Source organism: Ancylobacter vacuolatus (assembly GCF_030813595.1).
Taxonomy (GTDB): Bacteria; Pseudomonadota; Alphaproteobacteria; order Rhizobiales; family Xanthobacteraceae; genus Ancylobacter; species Ancylobacter vacuolatus.
Genome location: NZ_JAUSUH010000009.1, coordinates 189,387 through 214,965, shown reverse-complemented (window position 1 = coordinate 214,965; position 25,579 = coordinate 189,387). Strand labels below are relative to the sequence as shown.

Here is a 25,579-nt window from a genome sequence, read left to right as displayed (position 1 = left end):
AAATCGGATGCGGCCGTGACCATTTCCAACCCTTCTCTTGCCGACAAGGCCGCCGAGGCGGCTGCGCGGGCGACGCCGGACGGCGTGGTGGTGCGGGTGCGGGCGCTGTCGGACCGGGCAATCGCCTGGCTCTTCATCGCACCCACCATCGTCCTGCTGCTGGCGATCAACATCTTCCCGCTGTTCTGGGCGATCTACCTGTCCTTCACGAATTTCCGCGCCAACCGGCCCAATGCCGAGGTCAAGAATGTCGGGCTCGGCAATTACTCGCGGGTGCTGAACGACCCCGACATCTGGGCGTCGATGCAGACCACGGCGCATTTCGTCTTCTGGACCATCCTTTTGCAAACGGTGATCGGCTTCGCGCTCGCCTATCTCATCGACCGAAAGTTTCGCGGCCATGCGTTCTGGACGACGCTCATCCTCATTCCGATGATGCTGTCGCCGGCGGTGGTCGGCAATTTCTGGCGCTTCCTCTATGAGCCGCAGATCGGCCTGTTCGCCTATGCTGTCTCGTTCCTGACCGGCATCCCCACCTCCGATATCCAGATGCTCGGCAGTGTGAACCTGGCGCCCTGGGCGATCATCATCGTCGATACCTGGATGTGGACGCCCTATGTGATGCTGATCTGCCTCGCCGGGCTGCGTTCCATCCCCGACTACATCTACGAGGCGGCGGAGGTCGACCGCGCCTCGAACTGGCGGCAGTTCTGGTCGATCACCGTGCCGATGGCGCTGCCCTTCATCATGCTGGCGGTGCTGTTCCGCGGCATCGAGAACTTCAAGATGTTCGACATGGTGAACCTGCTCACCGGTGGCGGACCCGGCTCGACCACCGAGGTCGCCTCGATCACGCTGAAGCGTGACGCCTTCGAGGCCTGGGCGACCGGTCGCTCCTCGGCCTTCGCCATCGTGCTGTTCGTCGCGGTGTTCGGCCTTGCCAACATCTACGTCAAGGCGCTCAACAGGGTGAAGCAGCGATGAGCCCGGCCAAGACAACCACCGTCAACACCGCCCATTCCGTCGTCGAGCCGAGCTCCCGCTCCAAGCGCATCGCCGCGACGCTGGTGATCGTCTACGCGCTCGTCACCATGCTTCCGCTCGTATGGATCTTCCTCACCTCGATCAAATCGCCGCCGGATTCGATCTCCTATCCTCCGAAGATCCTCTTCACCCCGTCGATCGAGGGCTATTGCAACCTGTTCACCACCCGCACGCGGCAGACGCCGGAATACATCGCCTCGCTGCCTGCGCCCGACGGGGTGTGCGACGCCGTCACAAGGCAGCGCAACATGGTGATCGCGGGACCTTCCAACTTCCTGCCGCGTTTCACCAATTCGCTGATCATCGCCTTCGGCTCGACCTTCCTCGCCGTGGGGCTCGGTACGCTGGCGGCCTATGGTTTCTCGCGCTTCAAGGTGCCGCTGGCTGACGATCTGCTGTTCTTCATCCTGTCCACCCGGATGATGCCGCCCATCGCCGTCGCCATCCCGATCTACCTGATGTACCGCCAGCTCGGCCTGTCGGACACCGCGCTCGGCATGATGCTGCTCTACACGGCGGTGAACGTCTCGCTCGCCGTCTGGCTGCTCAAGGGCTTCATCGACGAGATCCCGCGCGAATATGAGGAGGCGGCGATGATCGACGGCTATTCGCGTCTGCAGGCATTCCGCAAGGTGGTGCTGCCGCAGGCGACCACCGGCATAGCGGCGACCGCCATCTTCTGCCTGATCTTCGCCTGGAACGAATACGCCTTTGCCTCGCTGCTCACCTCAGGCAGCGCCCAGACGGCGCCGCCCTTCATCCCCACCATCATCGGCGAGGGCGGGCAGGACTGGCCGGCGGTGGCGGCGGGCACCACGATCTTCCTGGTGCCGATCCTCGTCTTCACCATCCTGCTGCGCAAACAGCTCCTGCGCGGCATCACCTTCGGGGCGGTGCGCAAATGAGCGATCCCCTCCTCACTCCGCAAAGCCCGGCTCTGCCGCCGCGCCGCCGCCCCTTCTTCCTGCGGCGCGGACCGATGGAGGCGGTGGCCGTAACGGTAATCGGCCTCGGCTTCCTCATGCTGTTCCAGCCCTTCGCGCTGGTGCTCTACACCTATTCCCTCGTCACCCTTCTCGCCGGCACGTTCATGTTCATGATCGTGTCCAAATTCCCGGAGTAGGCGCATGGCCGAGATCAGGGTCGAGCATCTGCGCAAGGCGTTCGGCGAGTTCGTCGCTGTGCAGGATTCGAGCTTCACCGTCGAGGATGGCGAGTTCCTCGCCTTGCTGGGCCCTTCGGGCTGCGGCAAGACCACCACGCTGCGGATGATCGCCGGGCTGGAGCTGCCGACCGGCGGCGCCATCCGCCTCGCTGGCGAGGACGTGACCTACAAGCGCGCCAGCGAGCGCGACATCGCCTTCGTGTTCCAGCTCTTCGCCCTCTACCCGCACATGAATGTGCGCAAGAACATCGGCTTCCCGCTGCTCGCCCAGGGGGTGCCGAAGGCGGAGATCAAGGCGCGGGTGGAGGAGACGGCGCGGCTGCTGCAGATCGATCACATCCTCGACCGCCCGGTGTCGGGCCTGGCGGGCGGCGACCGCCAGCGCGTGGCGCTCGGCCGGGCGATCGTGCGCCGGCCGATGTGCTTCCTGATGGACGAGCCGCTCGGCACGCTCGATGCCGAGTTCCGCGAGGTGATGGTGCGCGAGCTGCGCGAGCTGCACAACCGCATCCATGCCACCACGGTCTATGTCACCCACGACCAGATCGAAGCCATGGCGATGGCCGACAAGATCGCGGTGATGAATCATGGCGTCATCGAGCAGTTCGGCACGCCGCAGGAAATCTATGACCGCCCGGCTTCCATGTATGTCGCCGACTTCATCGGTTCGCCGCCGATGAACTTCATCCGCTTTTCCGCCGGCCTGCCAAAGGGCGCGCGCGCGGCCCACATCGGCACGGCCGAGGTGGAGATGCCCGAACTGCGCCGGGATGTGGCGCCCGGCGAACTGGCGCTGGGTGTGCGGCCCGAGCATGTCCGCTTCTCGGACGCTTCGCCGCTGCGCGGGGCGATCTATGGCAGCGAATATCTCGGCACCAACCAGATCGTGACGGTCGAGATCGAGGGCGGGCTGGTGCGTGCCCGCCTGCCGGCCGAGCACAGCTACGCCATCGGCGAGCCGGTCGGCCTCACCTTCAAGAGCGAGCGGCTGTCGCTGTTCGACGCCGGCTCCGGCCGGGTGATCCCTTCCGTCCTGCACGAGGGCGCGTTGCGCCAGGAGGCCCGTCATGGCTGACGTGACGCTCAAGGGCATCACCAAGAGCTTCGGCAAGGGCGGGGCCAAGCGCGCCGTCGATGGCATCGACCTCGCCATCGCCGATGGGGAGTTCGTGGTTCTTCTAGGCCCCACCGGCGCTGGAAAGACCACCACGCTCCGCCTCATCGCCGGGCTGGAGACGCCCGATGCCGGCATGGTCAGCATTGGCGGGCGGCCGATGGCGGGCCTCGCCCCGGCCAGCCGCGACGTCGCCTTCGTGTTCCAGCAATACTCCCTCTACCCGCACCTCACCGTGTACGAGAATCTGGCCTTTCCGCTGCGCTCCCCGGCGCGGCGCATGGAGGCTGCCGCCATCGACGCGCGGGTGCGGGAGGTGGCGAAGATGGTCCGCATCGACCACAAATTGGAAAACCGCTCCACCCGCCTCTCCGGCGGCGAGATGCAGCGCGTCGCCATCGGCCGGGCGCTGGTGCGCCGGCCCTCCATCTATCTCATGGACGAGCCGCTCTCCTCGCTCGACGCCAAGCTGCGCGGCGAACTGCGGCTGGAGCTGAAGCGCATCCAGAAGGAGTTGGGCGCGACACTGCTCTATGTCACCCACGACCAGATCGAGGCGATGACCATGGCGGACCGCATCGGCATCCTCGCCGAGGGCCGGCTGGTGCAGATCGGCACGCCGCGCGAGATCTATGCCGACCCGGCCAATCTCCACGTCGCCGCCCGGCTCGGCCAACCGCATATCAATCTGCTGCCGGTCGGCCTGCTGCCGGATGTGCCGGCGCCGCCGGGAACGAAGACGATCGGCGCGCGTACCGAGCACATCGCCCTGGCGCGGGAGGAGGGTGGCAATGCGCGGGTCGACTGGATCGAGCATCTCGGCGACCAGAACCACCTGCACATCAAGCTGGACGAGCAGAAGCTGGTGACGCTCGCCGACCCCGACATGGCGGTGTCTCCCGGCGACCGGATCAGCCTGTCATTGCGGAACCCGCTCTATTTCGGGCAGGACGGCCAGCGGCTTGTATAGCGGACATGCGTGAGAACGAACGGTCACGCGCCTGATGTCGCGTCGAACGGATGGGAAGGCAGCCATGAAACATTTCTTCAACCGGCGGGACAGCATCGTTACCGAGGCGCTGGACGGTCTCCTGCGCACGACGCCGCCTGGCCGGCTGGCGCGGCTCGACACCTATCCCGACATCAAGGTTGTGCTGCGCGCCGACTGGGACAAGTCGAAGGTCGCCGTGGTTTCCGGCGGCGGCGCTGGGCACGAGCCCTCGCATGCCGGCTTCGTCGGCAAGGGGCTGCTGACCGCCGCCGTCTCGGGCGAAATCTTCGCCTCGCCCAGCGTCGAGGCGGTGCTCACCGCCATCCGCGCCGTGACGGGCGAGCCGGGCTGCCTGCTGGTGGTGAAGAACTACACCGGCGACCGGCTGAATTTCGGCCTCGCCGCCGAGCGTGCCCGTGCCGAGGGTTATCGGGTCGAGATGGCGATCGTCGCCGACGACATCGCGCTGCCCGACATCCCCCAGCCGCGCGGCGTCGCCGGCACGTTGTTCGTGCACAAGATCGCCGGCCATCTCGCGGAGACGGGCGCCGACCTCGCAACAGTCGCCGGGGCGGCCCGCGCGGCGGCGGCCGATATTGCCTCGCTCGGCGTGTCGCTGTCCTCCTGCTCGATCCCCGGCCAGCCCTTCGAGGCGCGGCTCGGCGCGCAGGAGGGCGAGCTCGGTCTCGGCATTCATGGCGAGCCCGGGGTGGAGCGTATTCCGCTGCAGCCGGCCGGCGAGATCGTCGCGCTGATGAGCGGGCGCCTTGCCGCCCGGCTCGACCCCGCCGCCGACTACGCGCTGCTGATCAACAATCTCGGCGCCGTGCCGCCTCTGGAGATGAGCCTGATCGCCGAGGCGCTACTGGGGTCGGAACTCGGGCGCGGGGTGAAGCTGGTCATCGGCCCGGCGGCGCTGATGACGGCGCTGAACATGAACGGCTTTTCGCTTTCCTATCTCCGGCTCGACGCCGCGCGCGAAGCGGCGCTGACCGCCCCGGCCGAGCCGCTCGCCTGGCGCCCGGCGGTCGCGCCTGGCGGGGTCGAGGTGTGGTCCGCGCCTTCCGCGCCGCGCGACGAGGTGTCGGCCGCCAGCGCCGACGCGGCGGCGGAAGCCGTCATCCGCACTGCCTGCGCCACGCTGATCGGGCTGGAGGAGGAACTGAACCGGCTCGACGCCCGCGCCGGCGATGGCGACACGGGGTCGACGGTCGCCACCGGCGCCCGCGCCGTTGACGCCCGCCTCTCCGGCCTGCCTCTCGCCGATCCTGCCGCCACGCTCAAGGCCATCGGCGCCGAACTCGGCACCGCCATGGGCGGGTCGAGCGGCGTGCTGCTCTCCATCTTCTTCACCGCCGCCGCACAGGCGCGGGGGGACGGGGCGAGGCTGCCGGAGGCTCTGCTCGCCGGGCTGGAACGTATGGTGTTCTATGGCGGCGCCGCGCTGGGTGACCGCACCATGATCGATGCGCTCGATCCCGCCCTGAGGGCGCTCGCGACCGTTGATCTCGCGGCTGCCGCCGCCGCGGCCTCGTCAGGGGCTGAGGCGACAAAAGCCATGGTGCAGGCGCGGGCCGGGCGGGCGGCCTATGTCGCCGCGCGTGATCTGGAGGGTTCGCCCGATCCCGGTGCGGTGGCGGTGGCCAAGGTGTTTGCGGCGCTGGTGGAGCGGGGCTGAGGCCGATGAGGCTTAATGCCGCCGATCTCACGGCCCTCATCGGCCTGTGTCGTGAGCAGATCGAGCAGCATTGCGAGCGTCTCGGCCGGCTCGACAGCGCCATCGGCGATGGCGACCATGGCGCCAATATGCGGCGCGGGCTGGAGGCGGTGTATCGCGAGCGCGACGCCATTTCCGCCCTGCCGCTGCCGGCGGCGCTGGAGCGCATCGGGCTGGTGCTGGTCATGAGCATCGGCGGCGCCGCCGGGCCGCTCTATGGCACGCTGCTGATGGAGCTCGGGCGCGGCCTTGCCGTCGGGGAGGAAGAGGCCGATTTCGCCGCCATCCTCGCCCAGGCGGTCGCGGCGGTGGCGCGGCGGGGCCGTTCCGGGCCGGGCGACAAGACGCTGCTGGATGTGCTCTACCCCGTGCAGGCGGAGATCGCGGGACATGCCGCGCCGCTGCGCATTGCCGAATGCGCCCGCAATGCCGCGCAGGCGACCGAGATGATGCTGGCGCGGCGCGGCCGGGCGTCCTATCTCGGCGCACGTTCGATCGGCCATGAAGACCCCGGCGCGTCGAGCTGCGCCCTGCTCACGAGGGCTATCTGTCTGTATTTCAAGGAGAACGCGCCCTCATGACGCCCGCGCGCATCGCCAATGTGGGGATCGTGATCGTCTCGCACTCGCCTTTGGTGGCGCAGGGCGCCGCCGATATGGTGCGCCAGATGGTCGGCGACTGCGTGCCGCTCGCCTGGACCGGTGGCAATGTCGAGGGCGGGTTGGGCACCCATGTAGCCGGTATCCTGATGGCGATCGAGGTGGCATGGTCCGAGGCCGGCGTGGCTGTCTTCGTCGATCTCGGCGGGGCGGAAACCAATAGCGAGATGGCGGTGGAGATGCTCGGGCCGGCGCGTGCGGCCAAGGTCGCCATCTGCAACGCGCCGCTGGTGGAGGGCGCGGTGGTCGCGGCGGCCGAAGCTTCTGGCGGCTCCACATTGGCGCGGGTGGTGGCGACGGCGGAAGAGTTGTCCGCGTGATGGCCGAGCCCGCTCCCCTCATCGGGCGGCCTTCCGCCCCTCGCTGCCAGGCGGAAGTCGAGGTCACGCATGGGGTTGGGCTGCATGCGCGGCCCTCGGTCGCCTTCACCCGCCTGGCCAAATCCTTCCCCTGCACGATCGAGGTGGCGGTGGATGGATCGGGCGACTGGCTGAACGGAAAGAGCATCGTCAAGATCATCGGCGCCCGCATAAGACGCGGAACTAGAATGAGAATTCGCGCTGAGGGCGCGCGGGCGGAGGAGGCGGTCGCGGCGCTGAGCGGGCTGGTGCGGCGCAATTTCGACGAGGATCGCAAGCCGGGGCGGGCCGATGGTCGTCCCGCGTGAGTTTCGCGGCCATCCCGCCTCGCCCGGTCGGGCGGTCGGCCCGGTGCACCGGGCGGGCGAGCCGCCGGCGCCGTCCGGCCGCGCCGGCAGCGCGGCCGAGGCGCGCGCGGCGCTGAAAAATGCTGTGAACAGAGCGGTTTACGAACTGCGCCAGCTCTCGGCCGGGGCCAACGCGGAGAGCGCCGGCATCCTCGATTTCCAGATCGAACTGCTGCTCGATGGCGAGCTTCTCGCCCCGGCTCTGGCCCGCATCGACCGCGGCGAGGGGGCGGCGCTGGCCTTCGCCGCGGCACTGAACGACCAGATCGAAGCGATGGCCAGTGAGTGCAGTGAGAGCGCCAGTCGGTGCAGTGAGGCCAAACAGGACGAGGGGGCCGAGGTCGATCCCTTCGCCCTGCGCGCGGTCGACCTGATGGACCTGCAGCACCGCGTGCTCGACGCGCTGGCCGGGCGCACCCGTGCCGATTTTCCAGCGGGCGCGGTCTATGTCGGGCGCGACATGCCGCCCAGCGTCTTTCTCGCCCATGACTGGTCGAGCGGCGGCGCCATCGCGCTGGGCGCCGGCAGCACGGCAAGCCATGTCGCCCTGCTGGCGCGGGCGCGCGGCGTGCCGATGGTGGTCGGCCTCGGGGCGCTGCCGGGCGAGACGGGGGAGGCGCTGCTGGTGGACGGCACGCAGGGGCTGGCCTGCCTTAACCCCGACCCACGGCTTTTGCCCGAGGCAGGGCTTTTGCCCGATCCACACCCTGACGCGACGCCCCGCGCCGTCGCCCCCGCCCTGCACGCCGCCCCCGGCGCGGCGCCGTTCCCCGCCGCTGCCGGCGGGAGCGAAACGCCGCTGCTGCTCGCCAATCTCGACACGCTGGCCGATCTCGACACGCTCGATCCCGCCGAGGTGGACGGGGTCGGGCTGGTGCGGACCGAATTTGTGCTCACCAGCGCGGCCGAGGCGCTGAGCGAGGAGCGGCATCTGACGGTCTACCGCCGCCTCCTCGACGCGCTCGCCGGCAAGCCGGTGACGCTGCGCATGCTCGATCTCGGCGGCGACAAGGCGCTGGCGGGCCTCAACGAGGGCGACCCGGCCGGCATGCTCGGCCTGCGCGGGGTGCGCTTCCTGCTCGCCCATCCCGATCTCGCCCGCATCCAGGCCCGCGCGCTGATCCGCGCGGCGGCGCATGGGCCGGTCAGCGTGCTGCTGCCGATGGTGACGCTGCCGGCGGAACTGGCGGCGATGGCGGCGCTGTTCGACGAGGAGACGGCGCGGCTGGCGCGGCAGGGAATCGAGGGCCGACGCCCGCCGCTCGGCATCATGGTGGAGGTGCCGGCCGCCGCGCTGACGCTCGACCTGTTCGGGCAGGCGGCCTTCTTTTCCGTGGGCAGCAACGATTTGATGCAGTATCTCGCAGCGGCGGCGCGCGACAATCCTGCCGTGGCGCCGCTCTATGCGGGAGCGGAGACGGCGATGTTCCGGCTGCTGGACCAGATCTGCACCGCCGCCCGCGTGCTCGGCCGCCCGGTGTCGCTGTGCGGCGATCTCGCCGCCGAACCGGCGGCGGCCGGACGCCTGCGCGCGCTCGGCCTGCACGGGCTTTCCGTCGCCCCGAGGCGGCTTCCCGCCCTGCGCGCGGCGCTGGGCACGAGGCTGGGCGCGACCTTGCCACCGGCGGCGCCGGGCGCCGGCTCCCCCGATTCCGCGCCAGGGCAGGCCTAGGCATGGCGCGCGAGACCAGCGACGAGGCGGTGATCGCCTATAAAACCCTGCTCGCCGGCATTCTCGACAACCGGCCCTCCGGCACGCGCCAGCGGCTGGCGGCGGCGCTGGGCAAGCACCGCAGCTTCGTGACCCAGGTCACCAGCCCGAGCTACGACACGCCGCTGCCGGCCCGGCATCTGCCGACCATCCTGCGGGTGTGCCATTTCAGCCCGGCCGAGCAGGAGCGCTTTCTCGCCGCCTATGAGGCCGCCCATCCCGGCCGACTGCCCGAGGTCGGCGGCGCCTCGGCGATGCGGACCCTGGCGCTGATGGTGCCGGATTTCGGCGACGAGAAGAAGAACCGCAGCTTTGACGATGCCCTCGCCGACTTCGTGGCTAAGATGGCGACGCTGGTGAATGGAGGCGATTGAATGCACGCGAGGAACAGCGGCGCCCCCACCCCCGGCCGGCGGGGCTGAGCCGATGCGGCGGAGGGGGCGGCGTATGGCGCGGGAGAAGGCGCGTTCGGGGGCGGTCGGATGACGCGATTCCTCCACGCCGCCGATACGGCGGCGGCCCAGAGCCTCGCCGGTTTCGTCGCCGCGCATGAGGACCTTGTCGCCTTTGGCGTTGAGGGCAAATTCGTGCGCCGCCGCGTTCTCACGCCCGGCAAGGTGGCGGTGATTTCAGGCGGCGGGGCCGGGCATGAGCCGCTTCATTGCGGCTTCATCGGCGCCGGCATGCTGGATGCCGCCTGCACCGGCCATGTCTTCACCTCGCCGACCCCGGACCAGATCCTCGCCGCCATGGACGAGACCGACACCGGCGCCGGCTGCCTTCTGGTGGTGAAGAACTATGATGGCGACGTGATGAATTTCGAGATGGCGGCGGAAATGGCCGCCGGCCGCCACCGCATCGAGACGGTGATCGTCGAGGACGATGCCGCCTATGGCCCTTCCGTGCGCAGCCGGGGACGGCGCGGGGTCGCCGGCACGGTGGTGGTGGAAAAGCTGCTCGGCGCGGCGGCGGAGCGGGGCGACGACCTCGCCGGGCTGAAGGCGCTGGGCGAGGGGCTTTCCGGCCGGGTGCGCAGCATGGGCGTCGCCCTGCGCGGCGTCAGCCTTCCCGACACGGGCCGCGAGACCTTCGCGCTGGGGCCGGACGAGATGGAGATCGGCGTTGGCATTCATGGCGAGCCGGGGCTCTACCGCACCGGGCGCGCCGGGCCGGAGGAAATCGTGCGCCTGCTGTGCGAGCCGGTGCTGGCGCAGCTTTCCCCGCTGGCGGACGCCTGCCCGCTGCTGATCGTCAACGGCTTTGGCGGCACCCCGCCGATCGAGCTGCACCTTGCCCACAACCTGATCCGCACCTTTCTGCGCCCGCACGGCATCGTGCCGGCGCGGGCGCTGGTCGGCACCTTCGTCACCTCGCTCGACATGGCGGGGCTCTCGGTGACGCTGGCCCTGCTGACGCCGGCGGAGTTCGCCCTCTGGTGCGCGCCGGTGGCGACGCCGACCCTGGTCTGGTGAGGCCGGACCGGGGGGACGCCATTGCGTGGCGGGGCGGGCTGTTGATAATGGGGCCGCGCCGGGTGCCCGGCTTTTTCTCCCGCCGCCACGGAGCGCCATGAGCACGGCCGGCACCGCCTTCCCGACCTTCTGGAAGAGCGTTCGCAAGGCGGTTCCGGTCGATCTCGGCTGGCGTAATGTCGCCTTCTCGCTGCGCACCGCCGCCGCTGCGGTGATGGCGCTTGCCGCCGCCTATTGGCTGGAGCTGCAGGACCCGCAATGGGCGGCGCTCACCGTCTATCTTCTGGCGCAGCCGACCGCCGGCGCCGCGGTGGCCAAGGGCGCCTATCGCGTCGTCGGCACGCTGGGCGGGGCGGCGGCGGGGCTGGCAATTCTCGGCCTGTGGTCGCAGGCGCCGCTGCCGCTGGTGGGTTCCTTCGCGCTCTGGCTCGGCCTGTGCTTCACCCTGGCGGCGCAGCGGCGCAACTATGCCGCCTACAGCTTCCTGCTCGCCGGCTACACCGCGCTGCTGGTCGGGCTGGAAGGGGCGTTCGCGCCGACCGGGGCCTGGCAGATCGCTTTCGACCGCACGGCCGAGATCATCATCGGCATCGCCTGCGTCACGGCGGTGAGCGTGCTGGTGTTTCCGGTCTATGCCGGCGACGTGCTGCGCGGCCAGCTGGCGACGCTGTTCGGCCGGCTCTGCCATTACGGCGCGGTGGCGCTGCAGCCGCGCACCCCGCTCGCCACCTTCGCGGCGCTGCGCCGGGAGATGGTGGCGGGGGTGGTGACGTTCGACGCGCTGCGCTCCTACACCGTGTTCGAGGCGCCTGACATGCGCGCCAGCGACGAGGGGCTGCGCCGCATGACGCGCGAGTTCCTGCGCGTGCTGGCGGTGGCGCGCGGGCTCTATGTGCGGCTCGACGATTTCCAGGTGGAAGGGGCGGGCGTGGTGGCGGACCGCCTGCGCCCGGCGATGGCGGAGGTCGCGGCGCGGCTGGAGCGGCTCGCCGGCGACCCTGCCGCCTTTGCCGATCCGCGCCGGGTGCGGTCCGATCTGCTCGCCGCCCGGGTCGCGCTCAACACCACCCGCGCCGCGCTGGAGGCGATGGCCGGGCGCGTGCCCTTCGTGCCGCTGGCGGATGGGGTGCTGATCCTGCGGCGGGCGGGGGATTTGCTGCACGGGCTCTCCATGGTGATGGTGAGCGAGGCGGCGAGCCTGCGCCCGGCGCGCCGCGCCGCCCGCGCGCCGCTGAAGCCGGCGGGGCCTTCCCCGGAGCAGCGGCGGGAGGCTTGGCTCGCCGGGCTGCGCGCCGGGCTGGTCCTCGCGCTGATGTGCGGCTTCTGGGCGGCGACGGAGTGGACCGACGGCTTCAACGCCGCCTCGGGCCTCGCCGTGCTGCTGTTCTTCTCGGTCAACCAGGACCGGCCCGGGCCGCTCGGCTTCGCCTTCCTGCTGTGGACCGCGCTCGGCATGGCGGCGGCCTTTGTCGCCATGGTGCTGGTTCTGCCGCGCATCGAGGGCTTCGAGGCGCTGGCGCTGTTTCTCATGCTGGCCCTGTTGCCGGCCGGGCTGATGGCGGGGACGCCGCAGCTGGCCTGGCCGGGCATCGCCTTTGGCGGCTTCTTCGTCGCCGAGATCGGCACCGGCAACGTGTTCCTGCCTGATGAGGCCGGGTTCTTCAACGCGGCGCTGTCGACCCTGTTCGGCATGGGGCTGGCCCTGGTGCTGCTCAACCTCGTGCCGGTGACCTCGCGCGCCTCGCGCCGGCGGCTCTGGAGCGAGACGCTGGGAGTGCGGCTGCCGGAGGCGGCGCGGGGTGTGCGCCATGAACGGGTGATCCTGCGCGAGATCGTCGGGGCGCTGGCCGATCTCTTGCCGCGCCTCGCGCTCGACCGGCCGGGCGAGGACGAGTTCCTGCGCGGCACGCTGGGCGCGGCCTCGACGGCGCTGGAACTCGGCCGCCTGCGCCGGCTGCTGGCGGCGCCCGATCTGGCGGAGGGCACGCGCGCGCTGGTTGCCGGCTTCCTCGACCGCTTCGCCGCCCAGCTGGAGGCGTTGCCCGCCGCCGGCCGGGCGCTGCCGGCCCGTGTCGGCGCGGCGGAGGCGGAGGCGCGCGCGGCGGCGGCGGCGCTGGCCGGGCTCGATCTGCCGCCCGGCTCGCCGGCGGCGGGGCTGAATCTGCGCGCCGGGGCGTCGCTGCGCTTCATCGTCGACCGCTTCGACATCGACCGGGCGTTCTTCCTGCACGCCTTCGGGGAGGGATGATGGACACCGCCCTGCCATTCCTGACCCCGGCGGCGTTCGGGATCTATTTTCCCCCCGCGCTGCTCTGGGCGCTGGTGGCGCTGGCACCCTATCTGCTGCTGCGCCGGGGCCTGGCACGGGCCGGGTTCTATCGCTTTGTCTGGCACAAGCCGCTGTTCGACGCGGCGCTCTACATCATCCTGTTCGGCGTGGTCATCTTCCTGCTGCCGGCGCTGGGGGAGGTTCTGCGATGACTATCGGCTCCGTGCTGCGCGTGGGGGTGACGCTGCTGGCCACAGTGGCGGCGGTCTTCGTCGGCTGGCGGCTGTGGCTCTACTACACCGTCTCGCCCTGGACCCGCGACGCGCGGGTGCTGGCGCAGGTGGTGGAGATCGCGCCCGATGTCTCCGGCCTCGTCGACACGGTGAATGTGCGCGACAACCAGCTGGTGCAGAAGGGCGACGTGCTGTTCGTTATCGACCAGCAGCGCTTTACCGCAGCCTTCAAGCAGGCGCAGGCGGATGTCGCGCTGAAGCAGCAGGCGCTGGACTATGCCCGCGACACGGCGGCCCGCGACGCCAATCTGGAGCGTGCCGACACGGCGGCGATCTCCGCCCAGACGGTCGAGCTCACCGCCTCCACCGCCGCCGAGGCGCAGGCGGAACTCGATGCCGCGCAGGCGGCGCTGACCACGGCGCAGATCAATCTCGACCGCTCGCGCGTGCGGGCGCCGACCGATGGCTACATCACCAATTTCAATGTCGATGCCGGCGACTATGCCCGTGTCGGCGAGGGCATGCTGGCGCTGGTCGACAGCCATTCCTTCTATGTCTACGCCTATTTCATGGAGACCAAGCTGCCCGCGATCCGCGACGGCGACCCGGCCCGGGTGGAGCTGATGGCCGGCGGCGTGGTGATCGACGGCGTGGTCGAGGGGCTGAGCCGCGCCATCGCCATTCCCGGCGAGGGGCTGCTGGCGCAGGTGAACCCCAATTTCGACTGGATCCGCCTTGCCCAGCGCATTCCGGTGCGGATCAAGCTCGGCCCGCTGCCGCCCGGCGTGCGGCTGGTGTCGGGCCTCTCCGCCACGGTCGTTGTGCAGCCGAAGATGCGGTAAGACCGTAGGAGGGCATCTTGCGGTTGACAGTTCGGCCGGGCCGGTGATCCTTTCATACCAGCCAGGGGAGTTGCCGTGCTCGATATCGAACCGATCCGCCGCCGTCGCATCTATGAGGATGTGGCCGAACGCCTGCAGCAGCTGATGCTCGACGGCACGCTGGGCGAGGGCGATGTGCTGCCCTCCGAGCGCGAGCTGATGGAGCAGTTCAAGGTCGGGCGGCCGGCGATCCGCGAGGCGCTGATGTCGCTGCAGAAGGCGGGGCTGGTGTCGATCGCCAATGGCGAGCGGGCGCGGGTGGTGCGGCCGGACCCGAAGCACTTCATCCAGGAATTGTCGGCCTCGGTGCGCTCCTATCTCGCCCATCCCGCCGGGATGCGGCATTTCCAGAATGCGCGCCTGCATCTGGAGATGGCGCTGACCCGCCATGCCGCGCGCGAGGCTCGCCCGGCCGACATCGCCCGCATCGGCGACGCGCTCACCCGCAATCGGCGCGACCTTGGCGACATGGCGGCGTTCGAGGCCTCCGACATCGCCTTTCACTATGAGATCGTGCTGGTTTCGCAGAATCCGCTGTTCGACGGCGTCCACCGCGCGGTGGTGCAATGGCTGTCCGAGCAGCGCAGCGTGACGCTGAAGATCGCGCAGGCGAAGGAGATGGCGCTGGCCTTCCATGAGCGCATCTATGAGGCCATTGCCGGGCACGATCCCGACGCGGCGGAAGCGGCGATGCGCGCCCATCTGGAATCGGTGGCGGCGCTCTATTGGGACCGCGACCGCCCGGCCGGCTGAGCCGGCGGCGGCGCATTCGCCGAGCCTCCTGTTTCCGCCACCTATTGACCTATCATACCAGCTCCGCTTAGCATCGCTTCCGGATCGCGAGGCCTGCCGCTTGCGCGGCGGGGCTCGCGCCGTCGCGGCGGCTTGGCCGCGCTGGCCGTGGGCGTGCGACATCGCCCCGGCAAAGAGCGTGAATGCGGCGGGCGAAGGGCCGGCATGCGAGGCCGGCTCAGGCCGGACGCGCGCCGGGACGTGCCTTTGGCGACGCCTGAACCCGTCCAAGGTCGCCCTTCCGCGGAGGAGTTGAACGTTTAGCTGCGGCGCCAGACAAAAGAAGCTTGATCTTTGGCTCTTACAATATCATAGATGATATATGATTTAGTGCGCTGGCGGGTTTGCCACCCCGCGACCGGGCCTTCCTCCGGCGGCGCGCCCAAGGCTGGCTGGCTCAAGGCTGGCCTTCCCGTTCCCACGCCCCCTCGCGCGCGGACGGCCGATCCTTCCCTTGACGCGGCGCGGCCCTCTCCGCCGCCGGGTGCGAGGCAACAGCAACAAGAAGGCCGCCGGCACAGGCGCGCCCGTCACATCGCAATGATTGCCCGGAGGCGGGCGGCGAGAGGCCGCGATGCCGAGGGCAACTGGGAGGAAACGACATGCAGATCACTTCGCTCCGCAAGAGCGTTCTCACCGCCTCGGCGCTCGCCGTCGGCCTCACCGGCGCCACGGCGGCGCTGGCCGAATGGAAGCCGAACCGTCCTGTCGAGCTGGTGGTCTCCGCCGGCCCGGGCGGCGGCTCCGACATCTTCACCCGCGTGGTGCAGGCGGCGCTGACCAAGAACAAGCTGGTCGAAACCCCGCTGATCGTCGTCAACAAGCCGGGCGGTTCCGGCTCCGAGGCGTTCAACTACGCCGAGGACAATGTCGGCAGCCCCTACAAGGTCTATTTCGGCACCCAGGACGCCTATGTGCTGCCGCTCGGCACCAAGGTGAACTACGCGATGAAGGACCTGACGCCTGTCGCGTCCATGGTGTTCGATGTGTTCATCCTGTGGTCGAACCCGAAGGCCTCGGGCATCAACACCGCGCAGGAATTCGTCGCCAAGGCGAAGGAGAATCCCGGCAAGGTCCGCGTCGCCGGCGCCAAGGCCAAGGACGCCGACGAGACCGTGGTGACGCTGGTCGAGCGCGCCGCCGGCATCGACCTCGCCTATATCCCCTACAAGTCTGGCAGCGAAGCGGCGATCCAGGTCGCCGGCGGCCATATCGAGGCCAACACCAATAATCCGAGCGAGAGCCTGGAGCAGTGGAAGGCCGGCAACCAGAAGCCGCTCTGCGTCTTCACCTCCGCCCGCCTCACCGACAAGACCGTGGTGGCCGACGGCATGAGCTGGGCCGACATCCCGACCTGCGTCGAGGCGGGGATCGACGTGAAGGACTTCGTGCAGCCGCGCACCGTGTGGATGGCCGCCGACGTGCCGCCCGAGGCGGTCGCCTACTACACCGACCTGATGAAGAAGGCGATGGATACGCCTGAATTCAAGGACTACACGACCCGCAACGTCCAGATCACCAAGTTCATGGCCGGCGACGAGCTGAAGGCTTTCCTCGCCGAGCAGACCAAGAACTACGAGAAGATCTACGCCGACAATAACTGGCTGCTGCCCGCCAGCCAGTGAACCGCTGTGCCGGCCTGGGCCGGCGCCAGTGATGCACGCGCCGGCCTGGGCCGGCGCCAGTGACGCCACGCGCCGGGTGCGCCCGGCGCGAGTGACGGACCAGACGGGCGCCGGTTGCGGCCGGTGCCGGGGTGGGGCGAGACGGGGCGTCGACGTGTGTCGGCGCCCCGGGCTCCCGCGGAGAGTAGGCGATGGAAATTTCCCGCAAGACCATGGAAGTGGCGACGGCTGTCGTGACCGGCGGCGTCGGGGCACTGATCTGCTACGGCTCGACGGAGAACGGCATTGGCTGGGGGCCGGGCGGGCCCGAGCCCGGCTATTTCCCCTTCGGCATTGGCTGCCTGATCGTGCTCGGCAGCCTCGCCACCCTGGTGCAGACCTTCTGGAAACATGCCGGAGCGCACCCTGCCGGCGCCGGTGCCGTGCCGGAGGAGCCGTTCATCGACGGCACGCGGCTGCGCCTCCTGGTGGCCTTCGTGCTGCCGATCGTGGCGATGACGGCGATCTCGGCCTGGCTCGGCCTCTATATCGGCATGGGCCTGTACATCTTCTACACGATGCGCGTTTCCGCCGGCTTCCGCACCCTGACCAGCCTGGCGGCGGCGCTGCTGGTGATCGCGGTCAATTTCGTCGTGTTCGAGAAGCTGTTCATGGTCCCGCTGCTCAAGGGACCCATCCTCGAATATTTCGGCATCTACTGAAAAAGAAAAGCGGACTGAGGAAGCGTCATGGGCAATTTCGGGCAATTGATGGACGGGTTCGTCGTCGCCCTCACCGTGCATCACGTGATGATCATGGTGATCGGCGTCCTGCTCGGCCTCGTCGTCGGCGTGCTGCCGGGGCTGGGCGCGCCGAACGGCGTGTCGCTGCTGCTGCCGCTGACCTTCACCATGGACCCGATCGCGGCGATCATCCTGCTCACCTCGATGTATTGGGGCGCGCTGTTCGGCGGGTCCACCACCTCGATCCTGTTCAACATTCCCGGCGAGCCCTCCTCCGTCGCCACCACCTTTGACGGCCACCCGATGGCCAAGCGCGGCGAGGCGGTGCGGGCGCTCACCCTGGCCTTCGGCTCGGCCGGCTTCGGCGCCATGGTCGGCGTGGTGGTGATCACGCTGCTGTCCGGCTGGGTGGCGAATTTCGCGCTGCAGTTCGGGTCGCCGGAATATTTCGCCGTCTATTTCATGGCCTTTGCCAGCTTCATCGGCATGGCGGGCGGCTCGCCCTTCAAGACGCTGGTCTGCATCATGCTGGGCCTCGCCGTCGGCACGGTGGGCATGGACACGATCTCCGGCGAGGGGCGGCTGACCTTCGGCATCACCCAGCTCACCAACGGCATTTCCTTCCTCATCGTCGTCATCGGCCTGTTCGGCATCGGCGAATTGCTGCTCACCATCGACGAGGGCTACAAGTTCGACGGGGTGAAGGCCAAGCTCAGCCTGCGGGTGATCCTGCGCACCCTGGCCGAGCTGCCGCGCTACTGGGTGACGCTGCTGCGCAGCGCGCTGATCGGCTGCTGGATGGGCATCACCCCGGGCGGGCCGACCGCCGCCTCCTTCATGAGCTACGCGCTCGGCCGCCGTTTCTCCCGTCGCGGCAAGTATTTCGGCAAGGGCGAGCCCGAGGGCATCGTCGCCCCGGAGACCGCCGACCATTCCGCCGGCTCCTGCGCCCTGCTGCCGATGCTGGCGCTCGGCGTGCCGGGTTCGGCGACGGCGGCGGTCATGATGGGCGGCCTGATGATCTGGGGCCTCTCGCCCGGTCCCATGCTGTTCACCACCCGGCCGGACTTCGTCTGGGGGCTCATCGCCTCGATGTATCTGGGCAATGTCATCGCCGTGGTGCTGGTGCTCGCCACCGTGCCGATCTTCGCCTGGATCCTGCGCGCGCCCTTCACCGTGGTCGGGCCGCTCATCGCCATCGTCTGCCTGATCGGCGCCTATACCGTCTCCAACCACATGTTCGACATCTGGGTGGCGCTGGCCTTCGGCCTCGTCGGCTATGTGTTCAAGAAGCTCGACTACCCGCTCGCCCCCTTCGTGCTGGCGGTGGTGCTGGGCGACAAGGCGGAGGACGCCTTCCGCCAGTCCATGCTGTCCTCCGGTGGCTCGCTCAGCGTGTTCTTCGAGGGCTCGCTGGTCGCCACCATGATGGGGATCGGCATTCTCCTGCTGTCGCTGCCGCTGCTGCAGATCATCTTCGCCGCGCTGTTCCGGCGCGGGGACAGCACCGACGCCGGCCAGACCTCCCGACCCTAAGCCTCGCCGAGATGCGGCGGTCCGGCCGGCGCATGTTCCAAGAGGTATTAAGTAACCCTTAGCCAGTGAGAGCCGCGATGTTCGGAGCCCTGCGCCTGCCCCACACCATCCTCTTCGGCGGCGGCCAACGCCATGTCATCGGCGCGGCGGCCGCCCGCATCGGCACCCGCACGCTGGTGTGCACCGACGCCCGGCTGGCGCAGCTGCCAGTCTTCGCCGACCTGCTGAAGGATCTGGAGGCCCATGGCGTGGAAGCGCGGGTGTTCGACCGCACCATCGCCGACCTGCCGATCGAATCGATCACCGACTGCGTCGCCGGCATCGGCGACTTCAAGCCGGACAGCATCATCGGCATTGGCGGCGGCAGCTGCATCGACATGGCGAAGGTGGTCTCGGTGCTGCTCACCCATGGCGGCGAGGTCAGCGCCTATTATGGCGAGTTCGCCGTGCCCGGCCCGGTGCTGCCGCTGATCGCGGTGCCGACCACGGCGGGCACCGGCTCGGAAGTCACCCCCGTGGCAGTGATCCTCGACAGCGGGCGCGGCAGCAAGATCGGCATTGCCAGCCCCTACATCATCCCGCACATGGCGGTGTGCGACCCCGAACTGACCATGACCTGCCCGAAGGGGCTCACCGCCTGCTCCGGCGCCGATGCGCTCGCCCATGCGGTGGAAGGCTTCACCAGCAAGACCCGCCCGGCCGAGCCGATGCTGACCGAGCAGCATGTGTTCATCGGCAAGAACCTGCTTTCCGACCATTTCGCCAAGCTCGCCGTGGTGAATGTGTTCCGCTATCTCGCCCGCGCCTGCGCGGACGGCAGCGATGTCGAGGCGCGCGAGGGGCTGATGCTGGCCTCGCTCGCCGCCGGCTGCGCCTTCGGCACCTCGGGCACGGCGGCGGCGCATGCGCTGCAATACCCGGTGGGCAACATCACCCACACCTCGCATGGCGACGGGGTGGGGACGCTGCTGCCCTTCGTCATGCAGTTCAACCGTTCCGCCAACCCGGAAGCCTTTGCCGAGCTGGCCGATGTGGTCGGCCTCGGTCATGCGAGCATGGGCGTGGAGGCGCGCTCGCAGCTCTTCATCGACGAGGTGGCGAAGCTGTTCGCGGAAATCGGCATTCCGCGCTCGCTGGAGGCGCTCGGCCTTGGTGCCGACCACCAGCAGGACGTGGCCGCCGGCGCGCTCAAGGCGGAGCGGCTGGTGAAGAACAACCCGCGCCCGCTCGACCTTGCCGCCATGCTGAACATCACCCAGGCCGCCTTTTCAGGCGAACGCGCCGCGCTGCGCGACCTCTGACACGGGATACAAGCGATGACCCTCACCACTTCAGGCGCGACGGTCCAGGCGGCCGGCAGCACCTATCTCGTTCCCGGCTTCGAGGCGGCGGCCTTCCCGGTGCCGACCGATCTTCTGGTCGGCGAGGGCTGGGTGCCCGGTTCGGGCGGCCAGCGCATCGACATTCTCGACCCGGCGACGGGCGGGGTGCTGACCTCGGTCGCCGATGCCACCATCGCCGACGGCATGGCGGCGCTGGACGCTGCCGAAGCGGCCGCCGCCGGCTGGGCCGCGACCCCGCCGCGGGCCCGCGCGGTGATCCTGCAGCGCTGCTTCCAGGCCATTGTCGACAATGTCGACTGGCTGGCGCAGCTGATCGCGCTGGAGAATGGCAAGGCGCTGCCGGACGCGCGCGGCGAGGTGCTCTATGCCGCCGAGTTCTTCCGCTGGTATGCGGAGGAGGCGGTGCGCATCAATGGCGACATCTCCGTCGCCCCGGCCGGCGGCAACCGCATCATGGTGCAGTACCAGCCGATCGGCGTCTCGCTGCTGATCACGCCGTGGAACTTCCCCGCCGCCATGGCCACCCGCAAGATCGCCCCGGCGCTGGCGGCGGGCTGCACCTGCATTCTCAAGCCGGCGGAAGAGACGCCGCTGACCGCGCTGGCGGTGGGCGAGATCCTGCGCCAGGCCGGCGTGCCGGCGGGCGTGGTCAACATCATCAACACCTCCGACCCCGCCGGCGTGTGCAGCGCTATTCTGCGCGACCGGCGCACCCGCAAGCTGTCCTTCACCGGCTCCACCGAGGTCGGGCGCATCCTGCTGCGCGAGGCCTCCTACAACGTCATCAACTGCTCGATGGAACTGGGCGGCAACGCGCCGTTCCTGGTGCTTGACGACGCCGATCTCGACGCCGCCATCGACGGCGCGATGATCGCCAAGATGCGCAATGCCGGCGAGGCCTGCACCGCCGCCAACCGCTTCTATGTCCAGGCCGGCATCTACCCCGCCTTCGTGGAGAAGCTGGTGGCGAAGATGGGCGCGCTGAAGATGGGCGCCGGCACCGACGCCGCCAGCCAGTGCGGCGCCATGATCAACCGCGCCGCCATCGACAAGATCGAGACGCTGGTGAACGACGCGGTGGCCAAGGGCGCCAGCGTGCGCCTCGGCGGCAAGACGCCCGAGGGGGCGGGGTTCTTCTATCCCCCCTCTGTGCTCGCCGATGTGTCGCTCGATGCCGACCTGCTGCGCGAGGAGATCTTCGGCCCGGTGGCGGCGGTGGTGAAGTTCACCGATGTCGAGGACGCGGTGCGGATGGCCAACGACACCGAATATGGCCTCGCCGCCTATGTCTACACCGAGAACATGAAGCGCGGCCTGCAGCTGGCCGAGCGGCTGGACTACGGCATGGTGGCGCTCAATCGCGGCCTTGTCTCCGATCCGGCCGCCCCGTTCGGCGGCGTCAAGCAGAGCGGGCTCGGGCGCGAGGGCGGCCATCACGGCCTGCTGGAGTTCACCGAGGCCAAGTATATCGCGGTCAACTGGTGAAGGCCCTCCGGGCGGGCGGCCCCCACGGAGCCCGCCGCCCGCCCGGAGGCAGCCGCGTGAGGGCGTGGCGCGTGAGGGCGTGGCACGTGAGGGCGTGGCCAGCTGCCGGCTTGGTTGGAATGATGAAAACCTATATCTTATATCATCCGGGGTTTGGGTTCGATTCTCATGGCTGCCAACAATCAGGAGCCGCTGTCCTTCGCGCGGCTGGTCACACTCGACGAACGGCGGCCGGCCTATCCGCAATCGCTGGTGGAGCTGGCCTACGAGCAGCTGCTCTCCATGCTGGTGACGATGAAGATCGCCCCCGGCGCGCATATCGGCATCGAGGCGCTGGCCCGGCAGCTGGACATTTCCCAGACCCCGATCCGCGAGGCGCTGACGCTGCTGGAGGCGCAGAAGCTCGCCTACAAGATTCCCAATGTCGGCTTCCGCGCCGCCGAATTGCTGACCCGGCGGGAAGTGCACGACCTGTTCGAGCTGCGCCTGCTGATCGAGCCGGCGGCGGCGGCGTTCGCGGCGCAGAAGGCGGAGGATGGCGCGCTGGCGCGGCTCGCCGGCCTCGCCGGGGAGATGTCCGACGCGCAGACCGGCAACGAGCTGGCCTATGCCCAGTTCGCCGAGGGCGACGCCAAGCTGCACCATCTGGTGGCGGCGGCGAGCGGCAACCGCTTCATCGCCGAGACGGTGGAGGGGCTGCACGCCCATCTCCACATCTTCCGCTTCCTGTTCAAGACCAACGCCACCACCAAGGCGCTGCAGGAGCACGAGGCGATCATCGCCGCGTTGCTGGCGCGCGACCCGGTGGCGGCCGAGCGGGCGATGCGGGCGCATCTGGAAGCCTCGCGCGCGCGGATGAACGTGGTGCTGGAGGAGCAGGAACGCCTCGCCGCGGCGCAGACGCCGCCCGCGCCCGACGGGCCGACCCGGCGCGGGCGTTCGCGCCGGCGCTGAGGCGGGCCTTCACGGCGACACTCTCCGGCGCGGCGGGTTTGACAGTCCCTCGCCGCGCCGATAAATCATATAGGATATATGAGCGCCACGCTGCCGGCCGCCGCCGCGCGCGGCGCGATGCCGGCCCCGATGCCCGCCTCATGAGGCGTTGGCGGCACCCAATAACAGGCCGTTCGGCGACAGGCGCCGCCAAGGCGCGGGCCGAGGACACTCGAAACGGGAGGAATTTCTGATGGCGCTGCCCCTGCAAGGCATTCGCGTGCTCGACATCTCGCAGGTGATGGCGGGGCCCTTCTGCTGCATGCTGCTGGCGGATATGGGCGCCGATGTCATCAAGATCGAGCCGCCCGGCACGGGTGACTCCACCCGCCATTCCATGGGCTTCCGGCTGAAAGGCAGTGACAGCCCGGGCTTCCTGGCGCTCAACCGCAACAAGCGCTCGATCACGCTGGACCTGAAGTCGCCGGAAGACCGCGAGGTGCTCTACGCGCTGGTCAAAACCGCCGACGTGCTGGTGGAGAATGCCCGCCCCGGCGTCGCCGGCCGGCTCGGCATGGACTACCCGACCTTGAGGGCGATCAACCCGCGCCTGGTCTATGCCAGCATTTCCGGCTTCGGCCAGACCGGGCCGTGGTCGCAGCGGCCGGGCTTCGATTTGATCGCGCAGGCGGTGTCCGGCATTCTCAGCTCCAATGGCTTCCCGGATATGGAGCCGGCAAAGAACTCGATCGCCGTGGCCGATCTCGGCGCCGGCCTGTTCAGCGCCTATGCCATTCTCAGCGCGGTGATCGGCCGGCAGACGAGCGGCGAGGGCCAGCATATCGACGCCTCGCTGTTCGAGGCGGCGCTGGCGCTCTCGATCTGGGAGACCACCGAATTGTGGGGCACCGGCAAGTCCCCCACCCCGATCGGCTCGGCCAACCGCATGTCGGCGCCCTATCAGGCGGTGGAAGCCTCCGATGGCTGGTTCGTCATCGGTGCCGCCAATCAGGGCCTGTGGCTCACCTTCCTCAAGGTGCTCGGCCGCACGGAGCTGCAGGACGACCCGCGCTTTGCCACCAACGCGGCGCGGGTGACCAACCGGCTGCAGCTGATGGAAGAGCTGGCGCCGACCTTCCTCACCCGCACCCGCGAGGAGTGGATCGACGCGCTGACGCAGGCCGGCGTTCCCACCGCGCCGATCCTCGACTATGGCGAGGCGGTCACGAGCGAGCAGGCGGTGGCCCGCGAGATGGTGCAGATGGTGCCGCACCCGGTGGAGGGCGAATTCCGCGCGCTCGGCTTCCCGGTGAAGATGAGCGCGACGCCGCAGGAAATCCGCCTGCCGCCGCCGCTGCTGGACGAGCATGGCGCCGACATCCGCCGCGAGCTGGTGGAGAAGGGCCTGCTCAAGCCGTCGACCACCAAGGAGACCGTGTGATGAGCGCCCCGCGCATCGATTTCGACCGTGAGGGCGACGTCGCCTTCGTCCGTTTCAACAACCCCGAGGCGCATAATGCGCTGACCACCGACATGTGGCTCGGCCTGCGCGATGCGGCGCTGCGGATCGCGGAGGATTCCTCGATCCGGGCGGCGGTGTTCCGCGGCGTCGGCGGCAAGGCCTTCGTCTCCGGCACCGACATTTCAGGCTTCACCAAGTTCGCCAGCGGCGCTGACGGCATCGCCTATGAGCACCGCATCGACGAATGCATGGCGGCGGTGGACGCCATTCCGGTGACGACCTTCGCCGTGGTCGATGGCTGGGCGGTGGGCGGCGGGCTCAACATCGCTTCCGCCTGCGATTTCCGCCTCGCCACACCGGGCGCGCGCTTCGGCTCGCCGATCGGCCGCACGCTGGGCAATTGCCTCTCCGCCCTCTCCATGGCGCGGATCGGCGGCGCGGCCGGCGTCGGCATCGCCAAGCGGATGGTGCTGCTGGGCGAGATCATCACCGCGCAGGAAATGCTCGATAAGGGCTTCCTGCTGAAGATCGTCGAGCCGGCGGCGATGGATGCCGAGATCGCGGCGCTGGCCGCCCGCGCGGCGGAAAACGCGCCGCTAACCACGCGCGCCAGCAAGGAGACGATCCGCCTGTTGGCTCTGGGCACGCTGCCGGATATCGAGGCGATCGTCGAGGAGGTCTATGGCAGCGCCGATTTCCGCCGGGGCGTCGAGAATTTTCTCGCCAAGACCAAGACGGTGCCAAACTGGACCGGCAGCTGAGCGCGGCCGCGCTTACAGATCCGGCTGCAGCTCGTTCTCCAGCACGCGGCGGGTGACGCGCCAGCCATTGAGGTGGTGGGCGCGCAGCAATTCGCGCAGCAGCGGGCCCTGCCGCTGCTGCAGCGCCAGCAGAATCTGCTCATGCTCCATGACAGCGCGGCTCCAGCGCGCGCTCACCCGGTTGCCGGCGAAGCGATAGAGCCGCACCCGCGCGCTCTCCGTGCGGTAGACCCGCGACAAAGCGGGATTGTCGGCGCAGTCGACGATGTTCTGGTGGATGTCCTGGTTGACGCGGAAATAGCCGACCAGATCGCCCGCGCGCTGGCAGGCGACCATGCGGGCGTGCAGCCGGGCCACTTCGGCGAACTGCTCGTCCGTGCCGCGCGCGCAGGCCAGCTCCGCCGCCACGCTTTCCAGCCCGGCGAGCAGCTCCATCGCCATGTCGACATCGGCCGGGGAGAGCTCGACCACCTGCGCGCCGCGATTGGGCACGATGGCGAGGAGCCCCTCGGTTTCCAGAATCTTGAACGCCTCGCGCAGCGGCGTGCGGGTGACGCCCAGACCCTCGGTCAGGCTGCGCTCGGACAGCCGCTCGCCCGGCGGCAATTCGCCGGAGAGGATGCGCTCGCGGATGCGCTCGGCGACATGGGCGGCGCTGCGCCCGCGCAGGCTGCGGGCCTCCGGGGCAGGCTCTGGGGTGGCGACGTCGGGCGCGTATTGCATGCAAACATCGTCGCACATTCGGCGATCTTGGTCCAGACGGGTTGATTTTTGCGGGTGATTGCATGCAATATGGGTCGCGAGTTCACGAAGGCCCGTGCAAGAGGCGCCGGAACGCGAGGAAATGCCGAGGGCGAGGCGCCGCTGCTGCGGGCGCCGTCCTGCGCTTGCATGCATCCGGGCCCCGACGGCGCGGACGCAGCGCGCGTTCCTCGCCGTCCCCCGGCGCCGCCGCGCG

Annotated in this window: 25 protein-coding genes; 24 read left to right on the top strand and 1 reads right to left on the bottom strand. The window is 69.4% G+C overall.

The window, feature by feature from the left end:
* The first annotated feature begins 15 nt into the window (after window positions 1–15).
* From J2S76_RS18140 to J2S76_RS18025, 24 genes are all read left to right on the top strand, one after another.
* Entirely contained in the window at window positions 16–984 is a 969-nt protein-coding gene (locus J2S76_RS18140; protein WP_307062697.1) for a carbohydrate ABC transporter permease, read from the top strand.
* Window positions 981–1,949 (top strand): carbohydrate ABC transporter permease, encoded by a 969-nt coding sequence (locus J2S76_RS18135; RefSeq protein WP_307062695.1) that lies wholly within the window; start codon window positions 981–983, stop codon window positions 1,947–1,949. Before J2S76_RS18140 ends, J2S76_RS18135 begins: the two co-directional genes overlap by 4 nt.
* Window positions 1,946–2,167, top strand: a complete 222-nt coding sequence (locus J2S76_RS18130; protein ID WP_307062693.1) for a hypothetical protein — start codon at window positions 1,946–1,948, stop codon at window positions 2,165–2,167. The genes J2S76_RS18135 and J2S76_RS18130 overlap by 4 nt, the downstream gene beginning before the upstream one ends.
* A 4-nt stretch (window positions 2,168–2,171) precedes the next feature.
* A complete protein-coding gene (locus J2S76_RS18125) occupies window positions 2,172–3,284 on the top strand; it encodes an ABC transporter ATP-binding protein (protein ID WP_307062691.1) in 1,113 nt (370 codons plus the stop codon).
* Window positions 3,277–4,293 carry an ABC transporter ATP-binding protein gene (locus J2S76_RS18120; protein ID WP_307062689.1) on the top strand — a complete coding sequence of 339 codons (1,017 nt, stop codon included), beginning with the start codon at window positions 3,277–3,279 and terminating at the stop codon, window positions 4,291–4,293. The genes J2S76_RS18125 and J2S76_RS18120 overlap by 8 nt, the downstream gene beginning before the upstream one ends.
* 64 nt (window positions 4,294–4,357) lie before the next feature.
* The gene (locus J2S76_RS18115) at window positions 4,358–5,992 is read left to right on the top strand and encodes a dihydroxyacetone kinase subunit DhaK (protein ID WP_307062687.1); all 1,635 of its coding nucleotides are present in this window, start codon (window positions 4,358–4,360) and stop codon (window positions 5,990–5,992) included.
* Between the two features lie 5 nt (window positions 5,993–5,997).
* The gene (gene dhaL, locus J2S76_RS18110) at window positions 5,998–6,612 is read left to right on the top strand and encodes a dihydroxyacetone kinase subunit DhaL (protein ID WP_307062685.1); all 615 of its coding nucleotides are present in this window, start codon (window positions 5,998–6,000) and stop codon (window positions 6,610–6,612) included.
* Window positions 6,609–7,010, top strand: coding sequence for a dihydroxyacetone kinase phosphoryl donor subunit DhaM (gene dhaM / locus J2S76_RS18105; protein ID WP_307062682.1), 402 nt, complete (start codon window positions 6,609–6,611; stop codon window positions 7,008–7,010). Before dhaL ends, dhaM begins: the two co-directional genes overlap by 4 nt.
* Window positions 7,010–7,357, top strand: a complete 348-nt coding sequence (locus J2S76_RS18100; protein ID WP_307062680.1) for an HPr family phosphocarrier protein — start codon at window positions 7,010–7,012, stop codon at window positions 7,355–7,357. Before dhaM ends, J2S76_RS18100 begins: the two co-directional genes overlap by 1 nt.
* Window positions 7,341–9,068, top strand: coding sequence for a putative PEP-binding protein (locus J2S76_RS18095; protein ID WP_307062679.1), 1,728 nt, complete (start codon window positions 7,341–7,343; stop codon window positions 9,066–9,068). Before J2S76_RS18100 ends, J2S76_RS18095 begins: the two co-directional genes overlap by 17 nt.
* A gap of 2 nt (window positions 9,069–9,070) precedes the next feature.
* Entirely contained in the window at window positions 9,071–9,481 is a 411-nt protein-coding gene (locus tag J2S76_RS18090) for a hypothetical protein (RefSeq protein ID WP_307062677.1), read from the top strand.
* Window positions 9,482–9,589: 108 nt separating this feature from the next.
* Entirely contained in the window at window positions 9,590–10,579 is a 990-nt protein-coding gene (locus tag J2S76_RS18085; protein ID WP_307062675.1) for a dihydroxyacetone kinase subunit DhaK, read from the top strand.
* Window positions 10,580–10,676: 97 nt separating this feature from the next.
* Window positions 10,677–12,827 (top strand): FUSC family protein, encoded by a 2,151-nt coding sequence (locus J2S76_RS18080; protein WP_307062672.1) that lies wholly within the window; start codon window positions 10,677–10,679, stop codon window positions 12,825–12,827.
* Window positions 12,827–13,060: a DUF1656 domain-containing protein gene (locus J2S76_RS18075; RefSeq protein ID WP_307062670.1), complete on the top strand. Its 234-nt coding sequence runs from the start codon at window positions 12,827–12,829 to the stop codon at window positions 13,058–13,060. The genes J2S76_RS18080 and J2S76_RS18075 overlap by 1 nt, the downstream gene beginning before the upstream one ends.
* Window positions 13,057–13,923, top strand: coding sequence for an efflux RND transporter periplasmic adaptor subunit (locus tag J2S76_RS18070; RefSeq protein ID WP_307062668.1), 867 nt, complete (start codon window positions 13,057–13,059; stop codon window positions 13,921–13,923). Before J2S76_RS18075 ends, J2S76_RS18070 begins: the two co-directional genes overlap by 4 nt.
* Window positions 13,924–13,998: 75 nt before the next feature.
* Entirely contained in the window at window positions 13,999–14,715 is a 717-nt protein-coding gene (locus tag J2S76_RS18065) for an FCD domain-containing protein (RefSeq protein ID WP_307062666.1), read from the top strand.
* A 641-nt stretch (window positions 14,716–15,356) separates the two neighbouring features.
* On the top strand, window positions 15,357–16,379 hold the full coding sequence (locus tag J2S76_RS18060) for a Bug family tripartite tricarboxylate transporter substrate binding protein (protein WP_307062664.1): 1,023 nt from the start codon (window positions 15,357–15,359) through the stop codon (window positions 16,377–16,379).
* A 191-nt stretch (window positions 16,380–16,570) separates the two neighbouring features.
* On the top strand, window positions 16,571–17,080 hold the full coding sequence (locus tag J2S76_RS18055) for a tripartite tricarboxylate transporter TctB family protein (RefSeq protein WP_307062663.1): 510 nt from the start codon (window positions 16,571–16,573) through the stop codon (window positions 17,078–17,080).
* A 27-nt stretch (window positions 17,081–17,107) separates the two neighbouring features.
* The gene (locus tag J2S76_RS18050) at window positions 17,108–18,637 is read left to right on the top strand and encodes a tripartite tricarboxylate transporter permease (protein ID WP_307062661.1); all 1,530 of its coding nucleotides are present in this window, start codon (window positions 17,108–17,110) and stop codon (window positions 18,635–18,637) included.
* Window positions 18,638–18,714: 77 nt separating this feature from the next.
* Complete coding sequence (locus J2S76_RS18045) at window positions 18,715–19,938, top strand: iron-containing alcohol dehydrogenase (protein WP_307062659.1); 1,224 nt, start codon at window positions 18,715–18,717, stop codon at window positions 19,936–19,938.
* A 15-nt stretch (window positions 19,939–19,953) separates the two neighbouring features.
* The gene (locus J2S76_RS18040; RefSeq protein WP_307062657.1) at window positions 19,954–21,465 is read left to right on the top strand and encodes an NAD-dependent succinate-semialdehyde dehydrogenase; all 1,512 of its coding nucleotides are present in this window, start codon (window positions 19,954–19,956) and stop codon (window positions 21,463–21,465) included.
* 168 nt (window positions 21,466–21,633) lie between these two features.
* Entirely contained in the window at window positions 21,634–22,419 is a 786-nt protein-coding gene (locus tag J2S76_RS18035; protein WP_307062655.1) for a GntR family transcriptional regulator, read from the top strand.
* Between the two features lie 232 nt (window positions 22,420–22,651).
* Window positions 22,652–23,839 carry a CaiB/BaiF CoA transferase family protein gene (locus tag J2S76_RS18030; protein WP_307062653.1) on the top strand — a complete coding sequence of 396 codons (1,188 nt, stop codon included), beginning with the start codon at window positions 22,652–22,654 and terminating at the stop codon, window positions 23,837–23,839.
* Entirely contained in the window at window positions 23,839–24,621 is a 783-nt protein-coding gene (locus tag J2S76_RS18025; protein ID WP_307062651.1) for an enoyl-CoA hydratase, read from the top strand. Before J2S76_RS18030 ends, J2S76_RS18025 begins: the two co-directional genes overlap by 1 nt.
* Before the next feature lie 12 nt (window positions 24,622–24,633).
* Here J2S76_RS18025 and J2S76_RS18020 read toward each other — a convergent pair whose 3' ends face one another.
* Window positions 24,634–25,344 (bottom strand): GntR family transcriptional regulator, encoded by a 711-nt coding sequence (locus J2S76_RS18020; RefSeq protein ID WP_307062649.1) that lies wholly within the window; start codon window positions 25,342–25,344, stop codon window positions 24,634–24,636.
* Window positions 25,345–25,579 lie beyond the last annotated feature (235 nt).